Consider the following 22,802-nt stretch of genomic DNA (forward strand, 5'->3'; position numbering starts at 1 on the left):
ATGGTAAGCTGAGGCTGACGGAGGGCTTTGATATACCTTTGTTCCACAAATGACAAGGCTGGCAGACAGTGCATATCCGCACCGCCTGCCAGCCTTTTTTCTGTCGCTTATGCTGCCCCGCAAGGGGCAACCTTTCCCGCCAGAACGCCGCAACTGTAGCCGAACTTTCCAGGGTGTGCTACAATTCCGGCTGCCATCTGCTCCACAAAGGTATAACACACTAGACTTTCCGGAGGAAAGTCGTGTGCCAACAGGGGTGCTACTCGCCCCTATTGGAAACCCAGAGCCAAAGGGACTGCGTCCCTCTGGACACCTCATCTATTCGTGCGGTGGCTATCCATCCTGTTCCCACACGATGGATGCGCTTCTGCCCGAACAGGTAAAACAGGCACAGAAATTTGTCCAGATGGCGGGCAGATTTCTGTGCCTGTTTTTGTTCAGCGGCGGCTGGGCAAAGCATACATGGAACCCTCGGTCTTAGTTGGAGATTTTCGTATTGGAGTGCGAAAACTGATTGTCCTAAGTCCCTATATCTGGTATAATAAAACGGTCGAATTCTCTGATGGAGGTACCCCTCATGGTCATCTCGTATAATAAACTTTGGAAACTTCTCATTGACCGGAAGATGAGCAAGGCGGATCTGCGCCGTGCAGCGGGAATTGCCCCCAACACCATGACAAAACTGAACCGCGATGAAGAAGTGACTCTGGAGACGTTGGGAAAAATCTGTGGCGTGTTAAAAGTCAATGTCGGAGACATTATGGATATTTTTCCTGAATATCAAGCGGAAGAGAAGGAGGAAAACGAATAATGACTACCTTTGAAAAAATAATGGCAGTTCTCAACCTGATTGCGGTGCTGCTTATTCCGGTTGTTGCTGTAATAGTAGGCCAATATCTTCAGGAAAGAGCCCAAAAAAGAAAAGATAAGATGCAAATATTTCAGTGTCTCATGACTCGCCGTATTACCGGATGGGCAGCTTTAGAGGCAGTAAATGCCATTAATTCTATTGACATTGTTTTTACGGATAACAAAGAGATCAGGAACCAGCTTGGCATTTGGCGCTCCAAGTGCAAAAAAGATGTGGCAAGAGAGGAACAATATCGGGAACAATGCAAACTGCTGGAACTAATGGCCAATGATCTTGGATATAAAGATAAAATCACATGGGATGTAATTCAAAATCCATATTATCCGGAAGGATTAGATCAACAACTTACAATGAACAATCAAATTATGACCGGACAAGTAGAGTGGGCCAAAGCAGCCGGACTTCTTTCACAAATGATGGGCAAGCCCCAGCAGAACTCAGAAGACAAAGACCATACCAACACTTGAATAGATTGGATAGGTAGGATGGTGAAACGTTTTAGCAGGTGCTGTACTGGGTATTGGAATGTTAATATGGCCAAGACGCGTCTAAGCATATGCTGATAAGTTCCATCACGATATGCTGAATTATTTATGAATAGAGGAGAACGAAATGGCAAACTTTTATGAAACCATACTGGCGGTATTAAAATCGGACGAGAGGTTTGTGGCCAAAGATGGCACCTTCCTACGTAATGCAGTTTATGAGGCTGCGCTGAAAATGGATCAAGGACTTATTCATCTTCTTCTGTCAAACGAAGAAACAAGCATCCGTTTTTTTGCAGATGTGGATGGTGTGAAGGTTTTTGATAAAATAGGCTTTGCCTGGGTAATTAATAATCGCCAGTTTCTGCCGGACAGCTATACGCGTTTTAAGAACAAAATTGGACTTGCAGATGAAAACGGTGATTTGATTTCCACCTCTGGCAAGGTTGAACTTGTGTTCCCGTATAAAGATTGTGTCCTCGAGGGAGGACAAACTATGGAGGATCAGAAAAGGCAAGAAGTATTTTACAATCAATTACTTGCCCCGGATGATGTAGATAGACTGCTGTTTCCAAAAGTTTTGTCCAATGCGGTAAGATATTCGAAGGATGATCAATCGCCAACAACAGAGTTTCTTTCTACAGACAATATTGTAATCAAGGGAAATAATTTATTGTCTCTTGCAACTCTGATGCGCAATTACGAAGGGATGGTAAAGTGCATCTATATTGATCCTCCTTACAATACTGGCAAAAAGAATAGCTTTGGATATAACGATAGCTTCAATCATTCTACATGGCTTTCCTTCATGAAAACAAGATTAGAGTATGCAAAAAGGCTCCTCACTCGTGATGGGTGCATACTTATTCAGACAGATGATAAGGAGCAAGCCTATCTAAAAGTTTTGTGTGATGAGATATTTGGTGCTGAGCAATACGAAACGACTTTTTTTGTGCAAGTGAGGTTTACGAATAAGACATTGGCTGAGGATAGCACATTGCACAAAGTGATGGAAACTGTTCATGTTTATTCAAAAAACCATGGAGCATTCAGAATCAATAAAATTAAGGAGCAGTATTCCCTGGATAAATTTTGTTGGAAAATACGGGAACTTGCAGAACCGCAGACCATTGAGGTTGGAGGAAAAAAGGTAGATATTTATACAGATGGAAAGTACGAAATTATAAAGACCGAGCCTAATATTGATGGATTGAAAGAGACTTGGGCAACAGGTAGTTTGATTCGTCAAGGTGGCACAGCGGCTGAGTTCCTTGCAAAATATCTTATTGACAGGAAAAAAGTTGATGGGCTGAAAGTTCTGTATAAAGTTCATGACATGGGTGAGGACGGACTTGGTTTCAGATATATCTTGGGACCTCAAAAAGCAAGTGCATTCCGAGGTAAATTCTATAGCGGCGTGCCTCTTGCAATTAAAGATGAGGTAAGAACTGGTGTATACGACAAAGAAAAACCCGTTCCCAATCTGATTTATAACTATTTGTCGTCTGAAGCTGATTTTGGCAATTGCCGTAATGAAGGTGGCGTAGACATTGAGGGAGGAAAAAAGCCAGAGCAACTTTTAAAGTTCTTCTTGAATTACTTCAGTAATGAAGGTGATCTTATTTTAGACTTTTTTGGCGGTTCTGGGACAACAGCAGCAGTTGCACATAAAATGAACAGAAGATATATTACTTGTGAACAAATGGACAATCAAATTGAGATGATAAAATCACGTTTGAGTTCTGTTGTTGCAGGTGAGAAAACCGGTATTTCTTCTGATGTTGACTGGCAAGGCGGTGGTTCTTTTATTTACTGTGAGCTTGCAAAGCTGAACCAGACGATTGTGGAAGAAATCGAAGCCGCTACTGATGATACCACTTTGTCCGACATCTACGAAAGGATGGTAAAGTCCGGGTTTATCAGCTACAAGGTGAATCCTGCGGACATTGATACGGCTGCCGATGATTATGCCGCCCTTTCATTGGATGACAGGAAGCGATTCCTGATGGAAATCTTAGACAAAAATCTCCTGTATGTAAACTACTGCGATATTGATGACGAGGAGTTTGGCATCTCCGATGAGGACAAGGCGTTCACGAGGAGCTTTTACAGGGAGGGATAATCGATGGCATTTTTATACGAAAAAATAGATGCCTTGCGTGAATATGGCAGTAGCGCTGTTCTTCCGTCCTACATCTCGGAGAACCTGAATCCAAATTTTGAACTGCGTCCGTATCAAAAGCAAGCGTTTGAAAACTTTATAACACATTTTGAGAGCAACAATCGCCCAAAACCGACCCAGGTGCTTTTCCATATGGCAACAGGTAGTGGCAAAACACTGATTATGGCGGGGCTGATGCTGTATCTGTATAAGCAAGGATATCGTAATTTCCTGTTCTTTGTTAATCTCTCGAATATTGTCGAAAAGACACGGGAAAATTTTTGTAATCCGGCATCCTCAAAATATCTATTTGCAGATGAGATTGTGCTGGACGGGGAACGCATCCGCATTAACAAGGTAGATAATTTTCAGTATGCAGACCAGGATGCCATCAACATTTGCTTTGCAACCACGCAAGGACTCCACATGGATATGTGGATAACAAAGGAAAACGGAATGTCCTTTGACGACTTTGACGAGCAGAAGGTTGTGCTGATTTCCGATGAGGCACACCATCTGAATGTTGATACAAGGAAGAAAATGTCTGCTGACGAGGAATCAAGCTATCATTCCTGGGAGCAGACTGTAAAGAATATCTTCAACCGGAATGCTGATAACGTCCTGCTGGAGTTTACGGCTACCTGTGACCTTGCAAATCCGGCAATACGTGCGGCATACGAGAACAAAATTATATTTGATTATGCCTTAGCAAAATTTTATAACGACGGATATTCCAAGGACATCCTCACACTACGTTCTGACTTGACCACCATGGAGAGGGCCTTGCAGGCACTTGTCCTCAGTCAGTATCGTTTGAAGGTGTTTCAAGATCATCGTCTTGCAATTAAACCTATTGTACTTTTTAAAGCTGCTAAGATTTCCGATAGCAAGGACCGTATGGCTGAGTTTATTGAAATGGTAAAAAAGCTGACAGGGGTACAACTGCGCAATCTTTCTACTGTCGTTAACAATGATGTTATGCACAGAGCCTTTGCTTACTTCGCAAACAACGCCATCTCGTTTGATACGCTTGCTGCGGAGCTTCGTGATGACTTCTCTGAGGCACATTGCGTTTCCGTAAATGATGATAAGGATGCCACCCAAAAACAAATTCTCCTGAATTCGCTTGAAGACGCGGACAATCCTTACCGGGCAATCTTCGAGGTTAAGAAGCTGGATGAAGGTTGGGATGTCCTCAATCTGTTTGACATCGTCCGACTTTATGAAACGAGACAGTCCAGCGGCAAAAAAATAGCGCCCGCCACTATATCGGAAGCACAGCTAATCGGGCGTGGAGCACGGTACTGCCCGTTCCAGCTTGACGATGAGCAGCCGAAGTTTCAAAGGAAATACGATGAGGATGTAACCAGCGAGATGCGCGTTTGCGAAACACTCTATTACCATTGCCAGAACGACCATCGCTATGTGACGGAACTGCATAATGCCCTGCGTGAAATTGGCCTGGACACCGACAAGATTGTGCAGCACGAGTATATCCTTAAGGATAGCTTCAAAGATACTGATATATATAAACAAGGCTTAATTTTCTTAAATGACAGAGAAGTAAAAGATAGAAAAGATGTACGTGGTCTTACACCAACTGTTCGAGACAACATATATCACTTCCGTGCTGAAACAGGTGCCTCGGGCATTGATGCTGTTATGAAAGAAACTGCACAGAGTGTTGACATCGCTGTTGATTTAAAAACAGCACATTTGACTATCGGAGAGATAGCAGCTATTAATTATGCCGTTGTAAATAAGGCATTGATAAAATATCCTATATTTAAGTTTAACACCTTGCGCTCATATTTTCCGAATGTTTCATCTACGAGACAGTTCATCACGGATAATGAATATCTCGGTGCTGTCCGTATAGACATTCAGAGCAAGGACGAACATCCGACTATGGAAACGCTTTATGCGGCAGTTTTCTACGTTCTTGGTAAAATCGCCAGCTCTATTTCTGGTATTGAGGAAACATACCGAGGAACAAAAACTTTCCGGGCAAGGAAGATCAGAGATGTTTTTCGTAACAAGACTGTCAATTATACCGATCCACATGATGGCGGTATTGGTATCTCACAAAACGATCCATCCGTAAAGAGCGAGTGGAAAATCGACCTCTCCACGGAGGACTGGTTTGTCTATACCGATAACTACGGAACATCAGAAGAAAAAGCTTTTGTCGCTTATTTCCGTGGATATGTTGCTGATTTGCGAAAACTGTATAACCGCATCTACCTTGTCAGAAACGAGCGGGAATTCCACATCTATTCGTTTGAAGATGGTGAACGGTTCGAGCCGGACTACGTTCTTTTCCTGCAGAGGGATAAGACGGACGGCTTTGAGCAGCTACAAATATTTATCGAACCGAAGGGCACACAACTTCTAGAGAAAGATGCATGGAAGGAGAAGTTTCTACTCCAATTGCGTGGTGAAGCAATTCCTGTAACCGTGTTTGCGGATGATAATAATTACAAAATATGGGGACTCCATTTCTTTAATCAGGAAAAACGGATGAAAGAGTTTGATGAAGATTTCCAGGCGCTAATTAGGCAATAAAAAAGAAAAACCCCTCTAAAATGTTAAATTAGCAAAATTGTAAAAATACAGCGAAACTGCAAAAACGCAATTTCGCTGTATTTTTTATCAAATCATTTGAAAATGCTTTAGTGCATCCATAATCGCCGCTTCCTTTTCCGGCGGGCACTGCGGCACTTTGGCATCTTCCTTCTTCGACAGATTATAGTTTTGGCCAACGTCCAGACCGCATTTTCTCTTGACCTGGGAGATATACAAGCTGGAGACCTTCAAACCGTGCTTTTCCAGCACGTAGATTTTAATCTCGTCATAGGTAGCCTTGCTCTCCGCCGCAGTCAAATCCAGCTCGTCCAGATTCAACTCCACTTCGATATGCTGCTTGGCGTTAAGTTTGGACAAGAGTACTACCGTCTCCACATGAGCCGTTCCCGGGAACATATCCACTGGCATGGCCTCCACCGGAGGGTAGCCCAGCTCCGCGAACAGTTTCAAATCCCGGGCCAGGGTTGCCGGGTCGCAGGAGACATACACAATGCGCTTGGGCCCAAACTCCGCCACCGTGCGCACCAAGTCCGGAGAGCATCCCTTCCTAGGCGGGTCCAGCACAATGACGTCGGGCCGCTCTCCCCGCTCCGCCAGCATCCGGGCTGCCTCTCCCGCGTCCCCACAGAAAAATTCTGCGTTTCCAATGCCGTTGAGCCGGGCATTCTCCCGGGCGTTCTCCACTGCCTGGGAAACAATCTCCACCCCCAACAGGCGCCGGGCCATCCCGGCCATGGAAAGCCCGATGGTTCCCGCGCCGCAGTACAGGTCTAACAGCAGCTCTTGACCGGTCAGCCCGGCGTACCTTGCCGCCACTTCGTAAAGCCGCTCCGCCTGGGTGCGGTTGACCTGGTAAAAGGAGAGGGGAGAGAGTTTGAACCGCAGGCCGCACAGTGTGTCCTCAATGGTGTCCATGCCATAGATGGTCCGGCATTTTTGCCCTAAGGCCACATTGGTCCGCTCCCGGTTGGAATTGACAACCACGCTGGCAAGCCCCGGCACTGCCTGCTTTAAGGCTTCTGTCAGCTCAGACTCATGGTGCAGCCCATTGCCGTTGACCACCACACAGGCCAAAATCTGGCCGGTCATTTCCCCTTTGCGCAGGTACAGCCGGCGCATCCTTCCGGAATGCGTTGCCTCGTCGTACACAGGATCTCCGTAAGCGGCCGCCCATTGCCGGAAGGCCGCCATCGCTCGGTTGAACTCCTCCGGCTGCAGGCGGCACTCTTCACAGTCCACAATGCGGTGGGAGTTCACAGCGTAAAAGCCCATGGAAAGGCTCCCGTCTTTCTTTGTACCTAAGGGCAGCAGGGCCTTGTTTCGGTAGCCGTCCCGAGAGTCCGCTCCCAAGATGGGGTGCACAGGAAGGCTGTGAAAGCCCCCTATCCGGGTCAGGGCATCTTGAACCCGGGCCGCCTTAATCCCCAGTTCGGCTTCATAAGTGATGTGCCGGTAGCAGCATCCTCCGCACTGCGCAAAGCAGGGGCAGTCCGGTTCCATGCGATCCGCAGAGGGGGAGACCAGCTCTTCCAGCCTTCCGTACGCATAGTTTTTCGCGGCCTTGACAACGCGCACCCGCGCCACGTCCCCTGGCGCAGTTAAGGGCGTAAAAACCGCCATCCCCTGATAGTGCCCCACTCCGGCGCCCTGGGTGGTCATCCCAGTGATCTCTATTTCTACGATCTCATTTTTTTGAACCAGTGCCATTGGCCATCCCCCTGTCATTCACTGTCCATGATTGTAGCACACACGCTCTAAAAACTCAAGCAGAATGCGGGTTTGCGGGTTTTTCGTTGTGCTGATTTTACAAAAAGGGGGGGAGGGGATAGGGCGGATTAGCAAAAAAAGAGATTCTCCGTGAAACCGTTGACAAGATGCCTCTGAAATATTATAATTGTACCGTAATCAAGAGTACAAGTCTAGCGGCAGAAAGCCGCACTTTTCAATACAACTCCTCCCCAAAAGAAGGAAAAGGACCGGTTTACCGGTCCTTTTCCTTTTGCCTTCTTTTTTTGTGAAACAGAGTGAGAATGTTTCTTGATTTAACGGCTTGCCAGTCAACGGGTTCCCGCAAACTGCCAGGGTTTTAATTGCCCTTTGCCGCGCGGTAGATGTTCTGGATGTCCTCCCTGTGGAGAACCTTGAACAGGCCGATGGTGCGTCCGCCAAAGCAGCACTTCTCCGCCAGGACCTGGATCTGCTCCTCTGTCAGGTCGTACCCCAGCTCGTGAATGCTCACCGGCATCCCGATGGAGCGGTAGAAATCCTCCATGGCCTCAATTCCCTGAAGAGCGGTGGCCTTGGCGTCCCCGCTGCAGGGAATGCCGAAAATATTGTGGGCAAACTGGGCAAAGCGCTCCGGCTTCTCCTCATAGACATACCGGGCCCAGCTACCCCACACAGCGGCAAGCCCTGCGCCGTGGGCCACATCAAACATGCCGCCCAGTTCGTGTTCCAGCTGGTGGCAGGCCCAATCTCCCTTGGGGCCGCCGCAATTCATCAGGCCGTTGTGCGCCAGAGAACTGGCCCACATAATTTCTGCCCGCGCTTTGTAATTGTCCGGCTCCCGCAGGGCAATGGGGGCGTTTTTCATCACCGTGCGGATCAGGGCCTCTGCCATGCTGTCGGTGAGGGCCAGGGTGTCCTCCTGGACAAAATACCGTTCCATCACATGCATCATGATGTCCGCTGCCCCGCAGGCGGTCTGGTAAGAGGGGAGAGTGTAGGTCAGCTCCGGGTTCATCACCGCAAAGCGGCAGCGGCACAGGTCGGAATTGTATCCTCTCTTAATGCCCCCCTCGTCCTTGGTGATGACGCTGGAGTCGCTCATCTCGCTGCCCGCCGCGGCAATGGTCAGCACAGCGCCGATAGGGGCGCAGCCCTTGGCGGTGTTCTTGTGGTCGTAGAGGTCCCATACGTCAAAGCTGTTGGCAAGTCCATAGCCGATGGCCTTGGCGGAGTCGATCACGCTGCCGCCGCCCACAGGCAGCAAAAAGTCCACTCCCTCTTTCCGGCAGAGCTCGATGCCCTCATACACCAGAGAGAGCCGGGGGTTGGGCTTCACTCCGCCCAGGGATACATAGGGGATTCCCGCCGCATCCAGTGAGGCATACACCCGGTCCAGCAGACCGCTTTTCTTGGCGCTCTGCCCGCCGAAGTGAACCAGCACTTTGGTGGCCCCCTGTTCCTTGCAGAGCTGTCCTACCTGGACCTCTGCGTCCTTGCCGAAGACAACCTTAGTGGGTGCTTGGAATGTAAAGCTGTTCATAGGATACTACCAACCTTTCTCAATGTTCTTTTCCCTATATAGCAGGCTGTAAAATGCTTTTGCCGGTTTGGAAAAAGGAAATCCGCTGTCATGGAAACGGGTTAGCTCACCACATTTTGAGGGCGTCCCTCCTGGTAGCGGCGCAGGTTTTCCGCCACGATCCGGATGAGGCGCTCTCTGGCCTCTTTCGCCGCCCAGGCGACGTGGGGTGTGATGACGCAATTTTGAGCAGAGAGCAAGGGGTTTCCCGGCTCTGGGGGCTCTTGGGTGAGTACGTCCAGGCCCGCCCCAGCCAGCCGCCCTTGGTCCAATGCTTCTGCCAGAGCAAGCTCATCCACCAGGGCGCCCCGGGCTGTGTTGATGAGGAACGCCGTGGGCTTCATCAAGGCGAGCAGCTTCCTGCCCACCAGGCCCCGGGTTTCCTCTGTCAGCGGGCAGTGCAGGGAGACCGCGTCGCTCTCCTGGAACAGGGTCTCCAGGCCCACCCAGCGGCAGCCTGCAGGGGCCTGCTTTTCCCTGCGGCTGAAAAGGAGCACCTCCATTCCAAGGGCCAGCCCCAGCGCCGCCATACGCTGTCCTGTGCTGCCATATCCCACAATGCCCAGGCGCTTTCCGGCCAGCGCTACTGGGGAAAGGGAAAGGTGGCTCTCCTCCACCGCTTGGGACCAGTGCCCGTCCCGCACCATGCCAGCGGAGCGCTGGACCTTGTTGCACAGGCACAGCAGCAGGGAGAGGGCGTGCTGGGCCACTGCCTCTTCACAGTAGTGGGGAACATTGCACACGGTGATCCCCCGCTCCCGGGCCGCCTTCACGTCGATGGTGTTGTACCCCGTGGCCAGGGTGCCCACATAGCGCAGCTTTGGCAGCCGGGAGAATTCCTCCCGCCCCAACGAGAGGCGGTTGAGAATAACCGCCTGAGCGTCCTCCAGTCGCTGAACCGCCAACCCCTGGGGCGTTTGGCCATACACTGTCAGACGGCCCAAACGCTCCAAGGGCTCCCAGGAAAGGTCCCCGGGATTGGTGGTGCCTCCGTCCAGAACCACAATGTTCATGGGCGTTCCCTCCTTCCTGTTTTGATTATACATCGCCCGGCCCTCCTTTGCAACCGGCGGCAGGCAGAGAGATCCTTGCTTGCCTTGCACGGCCATGCTACAATAGCAGTACCGGAAAAAAGCGGGAGGCGGTGCGGGTGGAATATGGGATTACAGCGGCGGCCACATTGGCCAGCGCCTTGCTGGGGGTGGCTTTTTCCCTGGGGGCAGTGCGGCGGGAACAGGGGCCGGCCCGGTCCAGCGCCCTGTATATGCTGGCCCGAAGCCTGGGGCTGACCGCTTTGGCGGCCATCCCTGTTTGGTGCCATTCCGTGGGGATTTTGGCGGCGGCCACAGGGGCCATGCTGTTGGTGCAGGCGGTGGATGGCTTGGTGGGAATTTATCTGAAAAAGCTCTTCAGAGCGGCCGGGCCCTTTTTGATGGCTTCGGTCCACGGAGCGTGTCTGGCGCTGCTGTGCCTTCCCCATGGGTGAGAGGCTTTCCCCCGGGGGGTTGATTCTGTCCGCGGTTTGTGGCATAATGCAAGATGGAAATTTTTTGGAAAGACTTGAGGTGGGACTTTTGGAAAGCAAGGTAAGGAGACATCCCAAGGGGCTGGTTCGCCGGTTCCTTCCCTATTTCAAAAAGTACAAGGCTGTTTTGTTCTTTGACCTGTTCTGTGCGGCGCTGACCACGGTGTGCGAGCTGGTGCTGCCCATGCTGGTGCGGTATGTGACCAACGCGGGTATCAACGACCTGGCCTCCCTGACGGTGGGGGTCGTTCTTAAAATCGGCGCCCTGTACCTGTTCCTGCGCCTGGTGGATGCAGCGGCCAATTTCTTTATGGCCTCGATTGGCCACATCATGGGCACGAAGATCGAGACCGATATGCGCACCGCCATGTTCGACCACCTGCAGAAGCTCTCTTTCAACTACTTTGACAACACCAAGGTGGGCCAGATTATGACGCGCATCACCACCGACCTGTTCGATGTGACGGAATTTGCCCATCACTGCCCGGAGGAATTTTTCATCGCGGGCATCAAAATCATTGGCTCCTTCATCATTCTGTGCGGGGTCAATGTGTGGCTCACCCTCATCATGTTCACCATCGTGCCCTTCATCATCATCGCGGCCATCTACTTCAACCGGAAGATGAAGGAGCAGTTCCGCCGCCAGCGCGTCCAGCTGGGCGAGATCAACGCTCAGGTGGAGGACAGCCTGTTGGGCGTGCGGGTGGTCAAGTCCTTTGCCAATGAAGAGCTGGAGAAGGAGAAGTTCGAAAAGGGCAACCAGATCTTTTACAACGTCAAGCGCCACCGGTATTTCTACATGGGTGGGTTTGAGGCTTCCAACCGGCTGTTCGACGGCTTGATGAACCTGCTGGTGCTGGTGGCCGGCGCCCTGTTTATGATCAATGGGCAGATCCAGCCCGCAGACCTGGTGGCCTACATGCTCTATGTGGGCACGCTGATCACCTCCATCCGCCGGCTGGTGCAGTTTGCGGAGCAGTTCCAGCAGGGCATGACCGGTGTGGAACGCTTCTTCCAGGTGATGGACGCGGACGTGGAAATCTTTGATGAGCCCGGCGCCAAGCCCCTGGAAATCAAAAAAGGCGGTGTGACCTTTGAAAACGTCAGCTTTTCCTATGCGGATGACGGCAAACAGGTGCTTTCCCACATCAATTTGGATGTGAAGGCCGGGGAGAACGTGGCCTTGGTGGGCCCTTCCGGCGGCGGGAAGACCACCCTGTGCAACTTGATCCCCCGCTTTTATGATGTGGATGAGGGCCGTATCCTCATTGATGGGCAGAATATCCACGATGTGACCTTGAAGTCCCTGCGGGATCAAATCGGGTTTGTCCAGCAGGATGTATACCTGTTCTCCGGCACCGTGTTTGAGAACATCCAATACGGCAAGCCCGGCGCCAGCCGGGAAGAGGTGATCCAGGCTGCCAAGCAGGCCGGCGCCCATGATTTTATCCAAGAGCTCTCCGAAGGGTACGATACCTTTGTGGGCGAACGGGGCGTCAAGCTTTCCGGCGGGCAGAAGCAGCGCATCAGCATTGCCCGGGCCTTTTTGAAGAATCCTCCCATTTTGATTTTGGATGAGGCCACCTCTGCCCTGGATAATGAGAGCGAGAAGCTGGTGCAGGCCTCTCTGGAAAAACTGGCCAAAGGGCGCACCACATTCACCATTGCCCACCGGCTGACCACCATTAAAAATGCCACGGTTATCCTGGTGCTCACCCATAACGGCATTGAGGAAAAGGGCACGCATCAGGAGCTGATGGCAAAGAAGGGCATCTATTACCACCTGTACAGCAGCTACGCTGACGACAACACCCTGCCGGACCAGGCTAAGGCCTGAGCGCCCCCAGGAAAGGATGGGAAGGAAGAACCATGAACCAAGAGCAGTTTTATAACAGCGTACGGGGCAAGACCGTGACCTTCTGCGGCATCGGCCGCAGCCACATGCCCCTGATGGAGAAATTCCAGCAGGCAGGGGCCCTTGTCTCCGCCCGGGATAAGCGTTCCCTCGCTGAACTGGGGGAAAACGGGAAGGCGTTACAGGCTTTGGGAGTAACGCTCATTCTGGGGGAAGACTATTTACAGAATCTTAACGAGGATATCATTTTCCGCACACCGGGCATGCGCTATCATCTCCCAGAGCTGGAGGCTGCCCGGGCCCGGGGCGCCGCTGTTACCAGCGAGATGGAGGTCTTCTTCCAGCTCTGCCCCTGCAAAATCTACGCCGTCACTGGCAGCGATGGGAAGACCACCACCACCTCGATCATCGCAGAGCTGTTGAAGGCCCAGGGGAAAAACGTCCACCTGGGTGGAAACATCGGCAAGCCCCTGCTGCCGGAGATCGGGTCCATCCAGCCGGAGGACTGCGCCGTGGTGGAGCTTTCCAGCTTCCAGCTGATCTCCATGCGGGAGAGCCCTGACGTGGCGGTGGTGACCAACCTGTCCCCCAACCACTTGGACGTCCACAAGGACATGCAGGAGTATATCGACGCCAAGAAGAACATCCTGCTGCATCAGAATGCCTTTTCCCGCACAGTGTTGAACGCCGGCAATGCGGTCACCGCCTCCTTCGCATCAGAGGTGCGGGGGGACTGCTGGATGTTCCACCGGGGCGGGCCGGTGGACCGGGGCGTCTGGTGCGATGGAGAGAATATCTACGTCCACAAGGAGAAGCTGATGCCCATTTCCCAGATCAAGATTCCAGGCTGGCACAACGTGGAAAACTACATGGCGGCCATCGCCGCCGTGTGGGGGGATGTAGAGCCGGAGACCATCCGGCAGGTGGCTGCCGCCTTCAACGGGGTGGAGCACCGGGCGGAGTTTGTCCGGGAGCTTCACGGCGTGAAGTATTACAACGACTCCATCGCCACCAGCCCCACCCGGGTCATGTCGGGCACCCTGTCCCTGTTCCCCCAGAAGATCCTGATGATCGCCGGAGGATATGACAAGCACATCCCCTTCGAGCCCCTGGGCCCGGTGGTGTGCGGCAAGGTGAAGACCCTAATCCTTATGGGCGCCACAGCCCAGAAGATCGAGGACGCCGTGAAAGCGGCGGAAAATTACAAAGAGGGCGCCCCGGAGATTCTGCGGGTGGAAAATATGGAGCAGGCTGTGGCCGCCGCTGCTGCTCACGCCCAGCCGGGGGATATCGTCTCCCTCTCCCCGGCTTCCGCTGCCTTTGACTTGTACCCTAACTTTGAGGTGCGCGGGAGACATTACAAGGAATTGGTAAATGGTTTGCAGTGAAATGCGGGGCACGGCCCCGGGAAAGAATGAGTGTGTGTATGGAGAGAAGAGGAAATTTTAACAACAGCAGAGGTAGGAACGGAAACGGCCGGGGCCGCGGCAATGGCTATGGCAAGCGCACTTTTGCGCCCCCGGAGAAATACGAGCTGCCCAGCGCCGCCAGCAGCTGGGAGGAAAAGCTGATCGTCGCGGCCCTGAAGCGCTGCGGCGGAGACGGGGTGCCCTCCCGCTCCCTCCAGAGGGAGGCGGGCCTCAGCGACAAGAACGCCTTTTACGACGCCCTCCATTCCCTGAAGGACAAGGGCGAAATCACTGTGGATAAGGACCACTGGGTCAAGCTGATCCCCCGGGGCGGCGACATCGAGGCGCAGATCGTTTCCCTGTCCGAGCGCTTCGGCTTCGCCCGGCCCAAGCTGGGCGGGGAGGATATCTTTGTCCCCGGCAGCGCTTTGAAGGGCGCCTTTGTGGGGGACACCGTCATCCTCACGGACCTGCAAAAGCGGGACAAGGGTCCCAGCGGCCGGGTCAAGCGCATTGTGGCCCGGTCCGAAGAGCCTATGACCGGCACTGTCCACATGGACGAGGAGGGCAAGCGGGTCACCCCCGACGGCTCTCTCCGGTATGACCTGAGCATTGCGGGAAGCCTTAACGGCGCCAAAGACAAGGATAAAGTCCTCATCAAGCCCCTGCAGGACAGCCGGGGGGATTGGACCCAGGCGGAGATCCTCTCCGTGTTCGGCACGGGGGAGAGGGCCCGGGTCTGCGCCGACGCCATCATCGTCCGCTGCGGCATCCCCACAGAGTTCCCCCCGGAGGTGATGGCCCAGGCGGAGGAGATCTCCAAAATGACTGTCACCCAGGAGGACATCGACCAGCGGCTGGACCTGCGGGACGAGCCTATCTTCACCATCGACAGTGCTGATGCCAAGGACCTGGACGACGCCATCTCCGTCCACAAAACGGTGGACGGCTACACCCTGGGGGTGCACATCGCTGATGTATCCCACTATGTCAAGGCTGGCACCCCCATCGACCAAGAGGCCTTCCGCCGGGGCACCTCGGTCTATTTCGCAGACCGGGTCATTCCCATGCTGCCAGAGGCCCTTTCCAACGGGGTGTGCTCCCTGAACGCAGGCACGGAGAAGCTGACCTTCTCCGCCCTGATGGACTTTGACAACGAGGGAAACATGCTGGATTACCGCTTTGAAAAGGCGGTCATCAATTCCAAAGTGCGTGGTGTCTACGCCGAGGTGAACACCATCCTGGACGGCACCGCCACCCAGGAGATTCTGGACAAGTACGCCCCGGTCATGGACAGCCTGATGGCGGCCAACGAGCTGTACCATGTCTTCCAAGAGGCCGCTCGCCGCCGGGGCAACATGGACCTTTCCAGTGACGAGACCAAGTTCGTCCTGGATGAGAACGGTGTGTGCGTTCAGCTGCTGCCCCGCACCACCGGCGAGGCCGAGCAGCTCATCGAGCAGATGATGATTGCCGCCAACATTGCCGCTGCGAAGGCTGCCCTGAAAGCGGAGATCCCCTTCCTGTACCGGGTCCATGAACGGCCCCAGCCTGACCGCGTGGATGAGCTGGCCGAGCTGCTGGAACGCCTGGGCATCCCCTGCCGGGAGCTGCGCAAGGGAAAGCCCTCCACCAAGGACTTTGCCGCTATTCTGGACCGGGTGAAGGACACGCCGCGGGCCTCTCTGGTGAATCAGCGGGTGCTGCGCACCATGGAGAAAGCCCACTATGCTGACCGGGAGATTGGCCACTTTGGCCTGGCGCTGGGAGAGTACAGCCACTTCACCTCGCCCATCCGCCGCTATCCCGACACCTCCATCCACCGGATCTTGAGCGACCTGGTGGCGGGGGCGGACCAGACCACGCTGAAGAAACGCTATGGGGAGTTTGCCACGCTGTCCGCTGCCGAATCCTCCAAGACAGAGGTGCGGGCCGTCACTGGCGAGCGTTCCGCCGAGGACTGCTATATCGCCGAATATATGAAGGCCCATCTGGGAGAGCGCCACATGGGCATCATCAGCGGCGTGACGCCCAAGGGCATCTTTGTCAAGCTGGAGAACAATGCGGAGGGCTTTGTCAGCCTCAACGACTTTGAAAACTGTGAATTTGAATACGATGGAGAAGTCTCCCATCGGGATCTGCGCTCTGGCCGGGTTCTGATGATGGGTGAGGAGATCGGTATTATTGTAGCCGCCGCCGATGTGGCAACAGGCCGTGTGGACTTTATGCCCCAAGAACCCTGAGCGGAATCCGTCATAAAGAAAAATGCCCCCTCATAGGTATCACTATACCGGACAAACAGGGGGCGTATTTTCTATGAAGGACTTTTTGCTTTCGGCGGTGCTGGGGTTTGCGGCCCTGGCGCTTGTCAACCTGTGCGGGGACTATACAGGGGTTCTGGTGCCCCTCAACCGTTTGAGCATAGGGGCGGCAGGGCTGCTGGGTGTTCCTGGGGTCACGCTGCTGGTGCTGTTGAACGCCCTGCTGTGAAGGGCGGGTTTGGCCGATGGAAAAAGAGAGGATGTTTCAAATGCTGCTCATTCATGCCAACTATCTGGATGAAGATTTCCAGCTCGTTCAAGGGGATATTGAGATTCAGGAGGGGAGAATCCTGCGGGTGGGCAAGGACCTGCCCAGGGGAGAAGAGGACCTGGCGGTGGACTGCGAGGGGAGCTACACCATCGTGCCCGGCTTTGTGGATGTGCACATCCACGGCTGCGGCGGTGCGGACACCTGCGATGGCACCCGGGAAGCCCTGGAGGCCATGGCCCGCTTCCTGCTGCAGCGGGGCGTCACCTCTTTCTGTCCCACCACCATGACCACGGGGCGGGAGACCATCGAGAGGGCCCTGCTGGCCGCCAAAGATATGATGGACCACCCTATGGAGGACGGCGCCCGGGTGGTGGGCGTGAACATGGAGGGCCCCTTTATCGCCAAGGAGAAAAAGGGAGCCCAAAAGGAGGAAGACATCCTTTCCCCGGACTTTGAGCTGTTCCGGCACTTCTATGACTTGAGCGGCGGTATCGTCCGGCTGGTGGATATCGCCCCCGAGCAGCCTGGCGGCTATGCGTTTGCGGAAAAGGCCAGCCAGTTGTGCACCGTGTCCATCGCCCACACCACCGCCGGTTATGAGCAAGCCAAGCGGGCCTTTGACAGCGGTGTCACCCACGCCACCCACCTGTTCAACGCGATGAATGGCTTAAGCCACCGGGCCCCCGGTGTGGTGGGCGCGGTGTTTGAGGACAGCCGGGTGAGAGGAGAGCTGATCTGCGACGGGTTCCACATTCACCCCGCTGTGCTGCGCACCGCCTTCCGGGTGCTGGGAGACCGGGCCCTGGTGGTCAGTGACTCTATGCGGGCCAACGGCATGCCGGAAGGGGAGCCCTTTGACCTGGGAGGCCAGATGGTTACCGTCCATGAGGGAAAAGCTACCCTGGCCGACGGCACCCTGGCCGGGTCTGTTTCCAACCTGCATCAGGAAGTAAAAAACCTGGTTTCCTTCGGCATCCCCTTTGCCCAAGCGGTGAAGGCTGCCACACTGATCCCTGCCCAGGCCATTGGCATGGAAGAGGAAATCGGCAGCATTGTCCCCGGAAAACGGGCTGACCTGGTTGTGCTGGATGAGCATTTGAACATTGCCGCCGTGTATCATTGAGGCATTGGCGCAAATCCTAAGGGAAAGGAGGTGAGGCCGTATGGTGCTGTGTTTTTCCGCCACAGGAAACAGCCGCCTTGCGGCGCAGGTTTTGGCGGGAAAGCTGGGGGATGAGCTGGTCTCGCTGAACGAGGTCTTTAAAGCGCGGAAAGAATGGGCGTTCCGGTCGGAAGCGCCGTATGTGCTGGTGGCTCCCATCTATGCCTGGCGGCTGCCAAAGCAAGTGGAGGCCTTTCTCAAGCGCGCCCGTCTCCTGGGGAACCGGCAGATCTATGTGCTCGCCACCATGGGCCAGTCCTCCGGGGCCGCGCGGGAATACTGCAAGGCCGCCGTTGAGGGGAACGGCATGGCCTTTATGGGGTTCCAAGGCATTGTCATGCCGGACAACTATATGGTGTCCTACCCCATGCCAAGCAGGGAAGAAGCGGCCTCTATCATCAGAGCCGCCCTTCCTGTTCTGGCGCAGGCCGCGGCAGCCATTCAGAAGGGGGAGCCCCTTCCTAACAGGCGGCACAGCCCCGTGGGTCGTTTGTTATCCGGGCCGGTAAACTGGAGCTTCAACCGTTTTATGGCCAACAGCCGCTCCTTTCGGGTGTCAGATGCCTGCGTCCAGTGCGGGAAGTGTGTCAGGGAGTGCCCTGTCAACAACATTGCGCTGGAGCAGGGAGCCATCACCTTTGGGACCCGCTGTATGTTTTGCCTGGGATGTATCCACAAATGCCAGGTCCACGCTATCGACTATAAGGGAAGGGGGAGGAAAAACGGCTATTACACCTGCCCTTCCCTGGAGGAAGTCCTCCCATAGCCGGGAAGGGAATCTCCCACTGGCCTTCTCTCTTATCACAACACAAATGTCCCCCCTCCCGAGCGGGAGGGGGGACATTTGTGTTGCAGGTTCTTTGTGGCGGGGCTTACCGGGTGAAGTAAAGCATGTTGTTCAGCAGGCGGCTTTGGGGCCCGTAAAGCCAGTAGCCGTCCACATACAAGTTCACGGAGCCGCCGCCGTCAAAGTTTACTGCGTCTTGGCAGCCGAAGGCCAACATGATCTGCGCAAGGGTGGGAAGGTTGGTGTTGGCCTCCACCAGCACCATGGCCCCGTTAGAACGGACGCCCGCGCACACGCGCTGCGTGTTTCCAGAGGTGACGCCATAGCTGAAGCCCTCCTCCTCATAGGTGGAATAGCCGCCATAGACTTTTCCCCCCTTGACAATGCGGGGGCCGGCGCCAATGGAAATCTCCGGGTCAAAAGAGAGCTCGCTGCCAGAAGCGTCCACATACTGCCGGCTGGTCTCGATGGTCATGCCAACTTTGCAGGAATCAAAGAAGCTGCCTTCGTACTGCCGGCGGGCCCGCTGGCACAGCACATAGCCGCCCTCCGGGATTGTCACGTTTTCGGCGTAAGTGTACACTGCGGTGATCACGCCGTTTGCGTCCACCACCACAGCGTCCCGGGTGTAGAAATTCAGCGTGGTGCCCCAGTCCCGGGTCATAATCAAGCGTGTGGCGTCTGAGCTGCTGCTGGGCCATTTGTTCACGCCCACCTTTTCAAAGGAGGCCACTTCTGCGCCGGATTCATCCACCAGGGTGGCGGTGAAGAAGGTGGAGAAGCTCTCCACGGAAAAGTCGCCGGAGGGCGACATGACCAAGGCGGCCTTTTCCGGGGCATAGGTGTTATCCACCGTGAGCACCCGCCCATCACTGATCAATGTGCCCAGGGGGGTATAGTCATCCATGTTGAAGAACGCGCCGTTTACAGCAATCGTGGCCCCCGTGCGCTGGATGATGGACGAGGCGCTTTCCCGCCCATCCACCATGTTTTGCGCCATCGCCAGCCCGGCGTTGAAATCGTCCGGGAAAAAGACCAAGGCCCTTGTGGCCACGCCGTTGACGCGCTTCTGCACGATGATGTAGTCGCCATGCTTGCAGTTTTGCAGGAATTTGTAAACGATCGAGGCCGCCTCTGCCCGGGTGGCGCGTCCAGTGGGGCGGAACATGCGGGTGTCTGCGTCGCCGCTAATCACGCTGGCTTGTTGGCACAGGCGCACAGCCTCTGTTGCCCAAGAGGCAATTTGGCCCTGATCCCGGAAAGTCATTGCGCTGTTGATGTTGGGGAACTGCTTGCCCGTGCTCTCCGCCAGGTTTTTCACCATCACCGCCATCTCCTGGCGGGTAACCGCCCGCTCTGGCCGGAAGGTGTTGTCCTCATAGCCGTTGGCCACGCCGGTTTCCACTGCCCAGTTGATGTACCGGTTCCCCCAATAGGAGCTCTTCACATCGCTGAAAGAGCTGGAAAAGGTGTATTGCGACAAATCTGTGGCGGAAAGGGTTGCCTTTGCCAGCATGGTGACAAAGGCGGCGCGGGTGAGCGTGGCCTTGGGGGAGTAATTCCCGTCCCCCGTGCCGGACACGATGCCCTGGTCTGCCAGGGAATTCACGGCCTGGCTGTACCAAGCGTTCGAGGGCACATCATAAAATGAAGCGGCCTGCGCCCCCAAAGGCAGGCCCGCCGCAAAGAGCAGCACGCACAGCCACAGGGAAAGCGTTTTTTTCATTTTCTTTTTCATTTCATCATTCTCCTCCTCGCTGCATGGAAAATCACTTTACATAATATACCATCTTTCCGTCAAAAAGTCCACCTTTTTTGGAAAATTAGAAAAGATCTCCTGCCTTCTGCGAATTTAATTGCAATTTTCCCTGCTTTCCTGTAATATAAAAGCAGCCATCCGTGTACCTTTGAAAGGGGCCCTGCCCCTGTGCGCGGAACAGCGAAAAAACGTAGCTTGGAGGGAATTGTTATGATCTGTCCCAAATGCGGAAGGGTAATCCCCGATGGTACGCAGTGTCCCTGCGGCGCGCCACTGCTTTCGTCCAACCCGGCAGTAAACGTCATCAAGACACTGGGCTCCTCGCCTAAGTTCCTGGCGGTGGCCATCTTGTACTCTGTGGCGGCCCTCTTTTCTGCTGTGTCTGTCTTCAACACAGATGCACTTGCAAGCCCGCTCTATTATTACGCAGCCAATTACGGCTTGAACTCTGATGCTTTCTACACGGTGATGGAAGCGGCGGAAGGGGGCGGCATTGCAGGCGCAGTGATTGGGCTGATCCCCGCTATTTTGATTGGGGTGTCTATTTGGCTGTTTTATGTCAGCTGCCGCAACGTGCAGACAGGCAATGTTTCCACAGCAGGGCTGACCATCTGCAAGGTGATTTCCTATATCGGCCTGGTAGGCGTGTGCCTGTTGATCCTGCTGCTGGTGATCTGCTTCTTTCTCGTGCTTTTTGCGGTGGGGGGCAGCGGCGATCTCTACTCCAGCTATTATTCTTATGGCTATGGCGACGGCGTCGTGGCCGCGGTGATGGCTTTGCTTATCTTTGTCCTGCTGGTGGCTTTGGCAGTGCTTGCCCTATTGTTGGTCTATGAAATCTGCGTTATCAAAACGATCAACCGCATTAAGGCTTCCGCTCTGCACGGTGTGCCGGATAACCGCGTGCCCAGGTTTTTGACTGTCTTTATGATGATAATGGGCGTGCTCAACGGCTTGAGCGGCTTGGTGGCCTTGCTTACAGCGCCTCTGGGCGGCCTGGCCTCGTTGGCAGCTGCCGCGTGCATGGTCCTTATGTCACTGCTTCTGGGCGACTACCGCCGTCAGATGACCATGCTGCTGTATCCTCCGGTGCAGCCGGTTTATCCCCAGCCCCCCATGCCGCCTTATCCGCCCCAGCAGTAAGGCTGGAGCGAAAAGTTCCTCATGCGGAAGGAGGGGTTGCAATGCTTTGCCCCAAATGTGGCAGGATGCTGCCGGATGGAGTGCCCTGCCCCTGCGGCGCGCCTTTGCGTTCCACCAATCCGGCGGTCAACCTGATTAAAACCTTAGGCGTTTCCGCGAAGCTTTTGGCAGCGGCTGTCCTGTATTCCGCAGTGGTGTTCTTGGGCCTGCTTTCGCTTTTAGGGGTGGGAGCGGTGACCAGCCCCCTGTATTACATTGGCGCAAGCGGCGCCATCACTCCCGAGGACTTTGAGGAGCTGGTGCGGGCTATGGACCAGGCCACAGGTCTTTCGGGAATTCTGTTCGCCGCCCCAGCAGCTTTGTCCGCGGCGGCGCTGTGGCTGTTTTACGCGGCCTGCCGCAACAGAAAGACAGGAAATGTCTCCACAGCGGGCCTCACCATTTTTCAGGTGATGGCCTATATCCAGTTGGCGGTTTATTGCTTGCTTGCCTTCCTCCTCCTGGTGTTGGGGATATTTTCCGTGGTTTCAGCGGCTTCCATGCCAGAGGTCCCCTATTATGTGAACGGGGAAAATTACGGCGCTGCCCCACTGGAAATGGTGGTCGGCATGTTTGTGCTTTTGATCCTTATGATGGGCGGCTTTTGCGCCCTTTGGATCGCTTTTGCTGTCTGTGCCGTTAAGACGCTCAACCGCATCAAAGCAACCGCGGCCACCGGTGTTCCTGACAACCGTGTGCCAGGGCTGCTTACGGGGTTTATGATGGTGATTGCGGTATTCGGGATACTGTATGGCATGATGTTCTGCATGATGTTCCCTGTGCTGGGCCTGCAGATGCTGTGTTCCGCCGTTGCCATGATCCTTTTGTCCCGGCTTCTCAGCGAGTACCGCCGGAAGATGACCTTCCTGTGCTACCCGCCGGCTTTCCCGGCCTACCCCGTGGGGCCAGTGCTGCCCCGCCCACCGGTTCCGCCTCAATATCCCAGCGGCCCAAAGCCACGGTAAGGGGGAATTTGAAAAGTTTCCTAAGCCACCCTTCCCCAGAGGTTTTGCGGTTGCTGAAAAGAAAAAGCAAGGGCCCTCCCGTTTATAGGGAGAGCCCTTCAGCCTGTAGAAAAACCTGCTCCGGCAATTAAGCCAGAGCAGGTTTTTTGCTTGGAAACGAAAGCGGAAACGGAAAAAGCATCAAAACAACAGCTACACTTTTCCCCCATCCTGTTC

The 22,802-nt window shown here is 54.4% G+C and carries 17 protein-coding genes; 13 read left to right on the forward strand and 4 right to left on the reverse strand.

What is annotated here, in order from left to right:
• Positions 1-577 precede the first annotated feature (577 nt).
• The 4 genes from ODJ80_RS13490 to ODJ80_RS13505 all read left to right on the forward strand — a co-directional run bounded on the left by ODJ80_RS13490 (position 578) and on the right by ODJ80_RS13505 (position 6,082).
• Positions 578-811 carry a helix-turn-helix domain-containing protein gene (locus ODJ80_RS13490; protein WP_015574439.1) on the forward strand — a complete coding sequence of 78 codons (234 nt, stop codon included), beginning with the start codon at positions 578-580 and terminating at the stop codon, positions 809-811.
• Complete coding sequence (locus ODJ80_RS13495) at positions 811-1,338, forward strand: DUF6680 family protein (RefSeq protein WP_015574438.1); 528 nt, start codon at positions 811-813, stop codon at positions 1,336-1,338. The genes ODJ80_RS13490 and ODJ80_RS13495 overlap by 1 nt, the downstream gene beginning before the upstream one ends.
• 145 nt (positions 1,339-1,483) lie before the next feature.
• On the forward strand, positions 1,484-3,478 hold the full coding sequence (locus ODJ80_RS13500) for a DNA methyltransferase (protein WP_263042493.1): 1,995 nt from the start codon (positions 1,484-1,486) through the stop codon (positions 3,476-3,478).
• Between the two features lie 3 nt (positions 3,479-3,481).
• Positions 3,482-6,082 (forward strand): DEAD/DEAH box helicase family protein, encoded by a 2,601-nt coding sequence (locus ODJ80_RS13505; protein ID WP_015574436.1) that lies wholly within the window; start codon positions 3,482-3,484, stop codon positions 6,080-6,082.
• An 87-nt stretch (positions 6,083-6,169) separates the two neighbouring features.
• On the opposite strand, the gene rlmD is transcribed toward ODJ80_RS13505, so the two are convergent.
• From rlmD to ODJ80_RS13520, 3 genes are all read right to left on the reverse strand, one after another.
• Positions 6,170-7,810: a 23S rRNA (uracil(1939)-C(5))-methyltransferase RlmD gene (rlmD, locus tag ODJ80_RS13510; protein ID WP_263042494.1), complete on the reverse strand. Its 1,641-nt coding sequence runs from the start codon at positions 7,808-7,810 to the stop codon at positions 6,170-6,172.
• A gap of 379 nt (positions 7,811-8,189) precedes the next feature.
• Positions 8,190-9,371: an iron-containing alcohol dehydrogenase gene (locus ODJ80_RS13515; RefSeq protein ID WP_263042495.1), complete on the reverse strand. Its 1,182-nt coding sequence runs from the start codon at positions 9,369-9,371 to the stop codon at positions 8,190-8,192.
• Between the two features lie 101 nt (positions 9,372-9,472).
• Positions 9,473-10,423 carry a D-2-hydroxyacid dehydrogenase gene (locus tag ODJ80_RS13520; RefSeq protein WP_263042496.1) on the reverse strand — a complete coding sequence of 317 codons (951 nt, stop codon included), beginning with the start codon at positions 10,421-10,423 and terminating at the stop codon, positions 9,473-9,475.
• Positions 10,424-10,560: 137 nt separating this feature from the next.
• Between ODJ80_RS13520 and ODJ80_RS13525 the strand changes: the two genes are divergently transcribed.
• The 7 genes from ODJ80_RS13525 to ODJ80_RS13555 all read left to right on the forward strand — a co-directional run bounded on the left by ODJ80_RS13525 (position 10,561) and on the right by ODJ80_RS13555 (position 18,659).
• The gene (locus ODJ80_RS13525; RefSeq protein WP_263042497.1) at positions 10,561-10,896 is read left to right on the forward strand and encodes a hypothetical protein; all 336 of its coding nucleotides are present in this window, start codon (positions 10,561-10,563) and stop codon (positions 10,894-10,896) included.
• Between the two features lie 64 nt (positions 10,897-10,960).
• Positions 10,961-12,772 carry an ABC transporter ATP-binding protein gene (locus ODJ80_RS13530; RefSeq protein ID WP_263042498.1) on the forward strand — a complete coding sequence of 604 codons (1,812 nt, stop codon included), beginning with the start codon at positions 10,961-10,963 and terminating at the stop codon, positions 12,770-12,772.
• A 32-nt stretch (positions 12,773-12,804) separates the two neighbouring features.
• Positions 12,805-14,178: a UDP-N-acetylmuramoyl-L-alanine--D-glutamate ligase gene (gene murD / locus ODJ80_RS13535; protein ID WP_263042499.1), complete on the forward strand. Its 1,374-nt coding sequence runs from the start codon at positions 12,805-12,807 to the stop codon at positions 14,176-14,178.
• Positions 14,179-14,216: 38 nt separating this feature from the next.
• On the forward strand, positions 14,217-16,442 hold the full coding sequence (gene rnr, locus ODJ80_RS13540) for a ribonuclease R (RefSeq protein ID WP_263042500.1): 2,226 nt from the start codon (positions 14,217-14,219) through the stop codon (positions 16,440-16,442).
• A 73-nt stretch (positions 16,443-16,515) separates the two neighbouring features.
• Positions 16,516-16,689 carry a pro-sigmaK processing inhibitor BofA family protein gene (locus tag ODJ80_RS13545; RefSeq protein ID WP_178862935.1) on the forward strand — a complete coding sequence of 58 codons (174 nt, stop codon included), beginning with the start codon at positions 16,516-16,518 and terminating at the stop codon, positions 16,687-16,689.
• Positions 16,690-16,729: 40 nt separating this feature from the next.
• On the forward strand, positions 16,730-17,854 hold the full coding sequence (gene nagA, locus ODJ80_RS13550; protein ID WP_263042501.1) for an N-acetylglucosamine-6-phosphate deacetylase: 1,125 nt from the start codon (positions 16,730-16,732) through the stop codon (positions 17,852-17,854).
• Positions 17,855-17,894: 40 nt separating this feature from the next.
• Positions 17,895-18,659 (forward strand): EFR1 family ferrodoxin, encoded by a 765-nt coding sequence (locus ODJ80_RS13555; RefSeq protein ID WP_263042502.1) that lies wholly within the window; start codon positions 17,895-17,897, stop codon positions 18,657-18,659.
• 106 nt (positions 18,660-18,765) lie between these two features.
• On the opposite strand, the gene ODJ80_RS13560 is transcribed toward ODJ80_RS13555, so the two are convergent.
• Complete coding sequence (locus tag ODJ80_RS13560; RefSeq protein WP_263042503.1) at positions 18,766-20,418, reverse strand: S-layer homology domain-containing protein; 1,653 nt, start codon at positions 20,416-20,418, stop codon at positions 18,766-18,768.
• 231 nt (positions 20,419-20,649) lie between these two features.
• Between ODJ80_RS13560 and ODJ80_RS13565 the strand changes: the two genes are divergently transcribed.
• Both ODJ80_RS13565 and ODJ80_RS13570 read left to right on the forward strand, forming a co-directional pair.
• Positions 20,650-21,582: a hypothetical protein gene (locus tag ODJ80_RS13565; RefSeq protein ID WP_263042504.1), complete on the forward strand. Its 933-nt coding sequence runs from the start codon at positions 20,650-20,652 to the stop codon at positions 21,580-21,582.
• A 41-nt stretch (positions 21,583-21,623) separates the two neighbouring features.
• Positions 21,624-22,586, forward strand: coding sequence for a hypothetical protein (locus tag ODJ80_RS13570; RefSeq protein WP_263042505.1), 963 nt, complete (start codon positions 21,624-21,626; stop codon positions 22,584-22,586).
• The last annotated feature ends 216 nt before the right edge of the window (positions 22,587-22,802 follow it).

The sequence above is a fragment of the Acutalibacter sp. LFL-21 genome, assembly GCF_025630755.1.
GTDB classification, from domain to species: domain Bacteria; phylum Bacillota; class Clostridia; order Oscillospirales; family Acutalibacteraceae; genus Acutalibacter; species Acutalibacter stercoravium.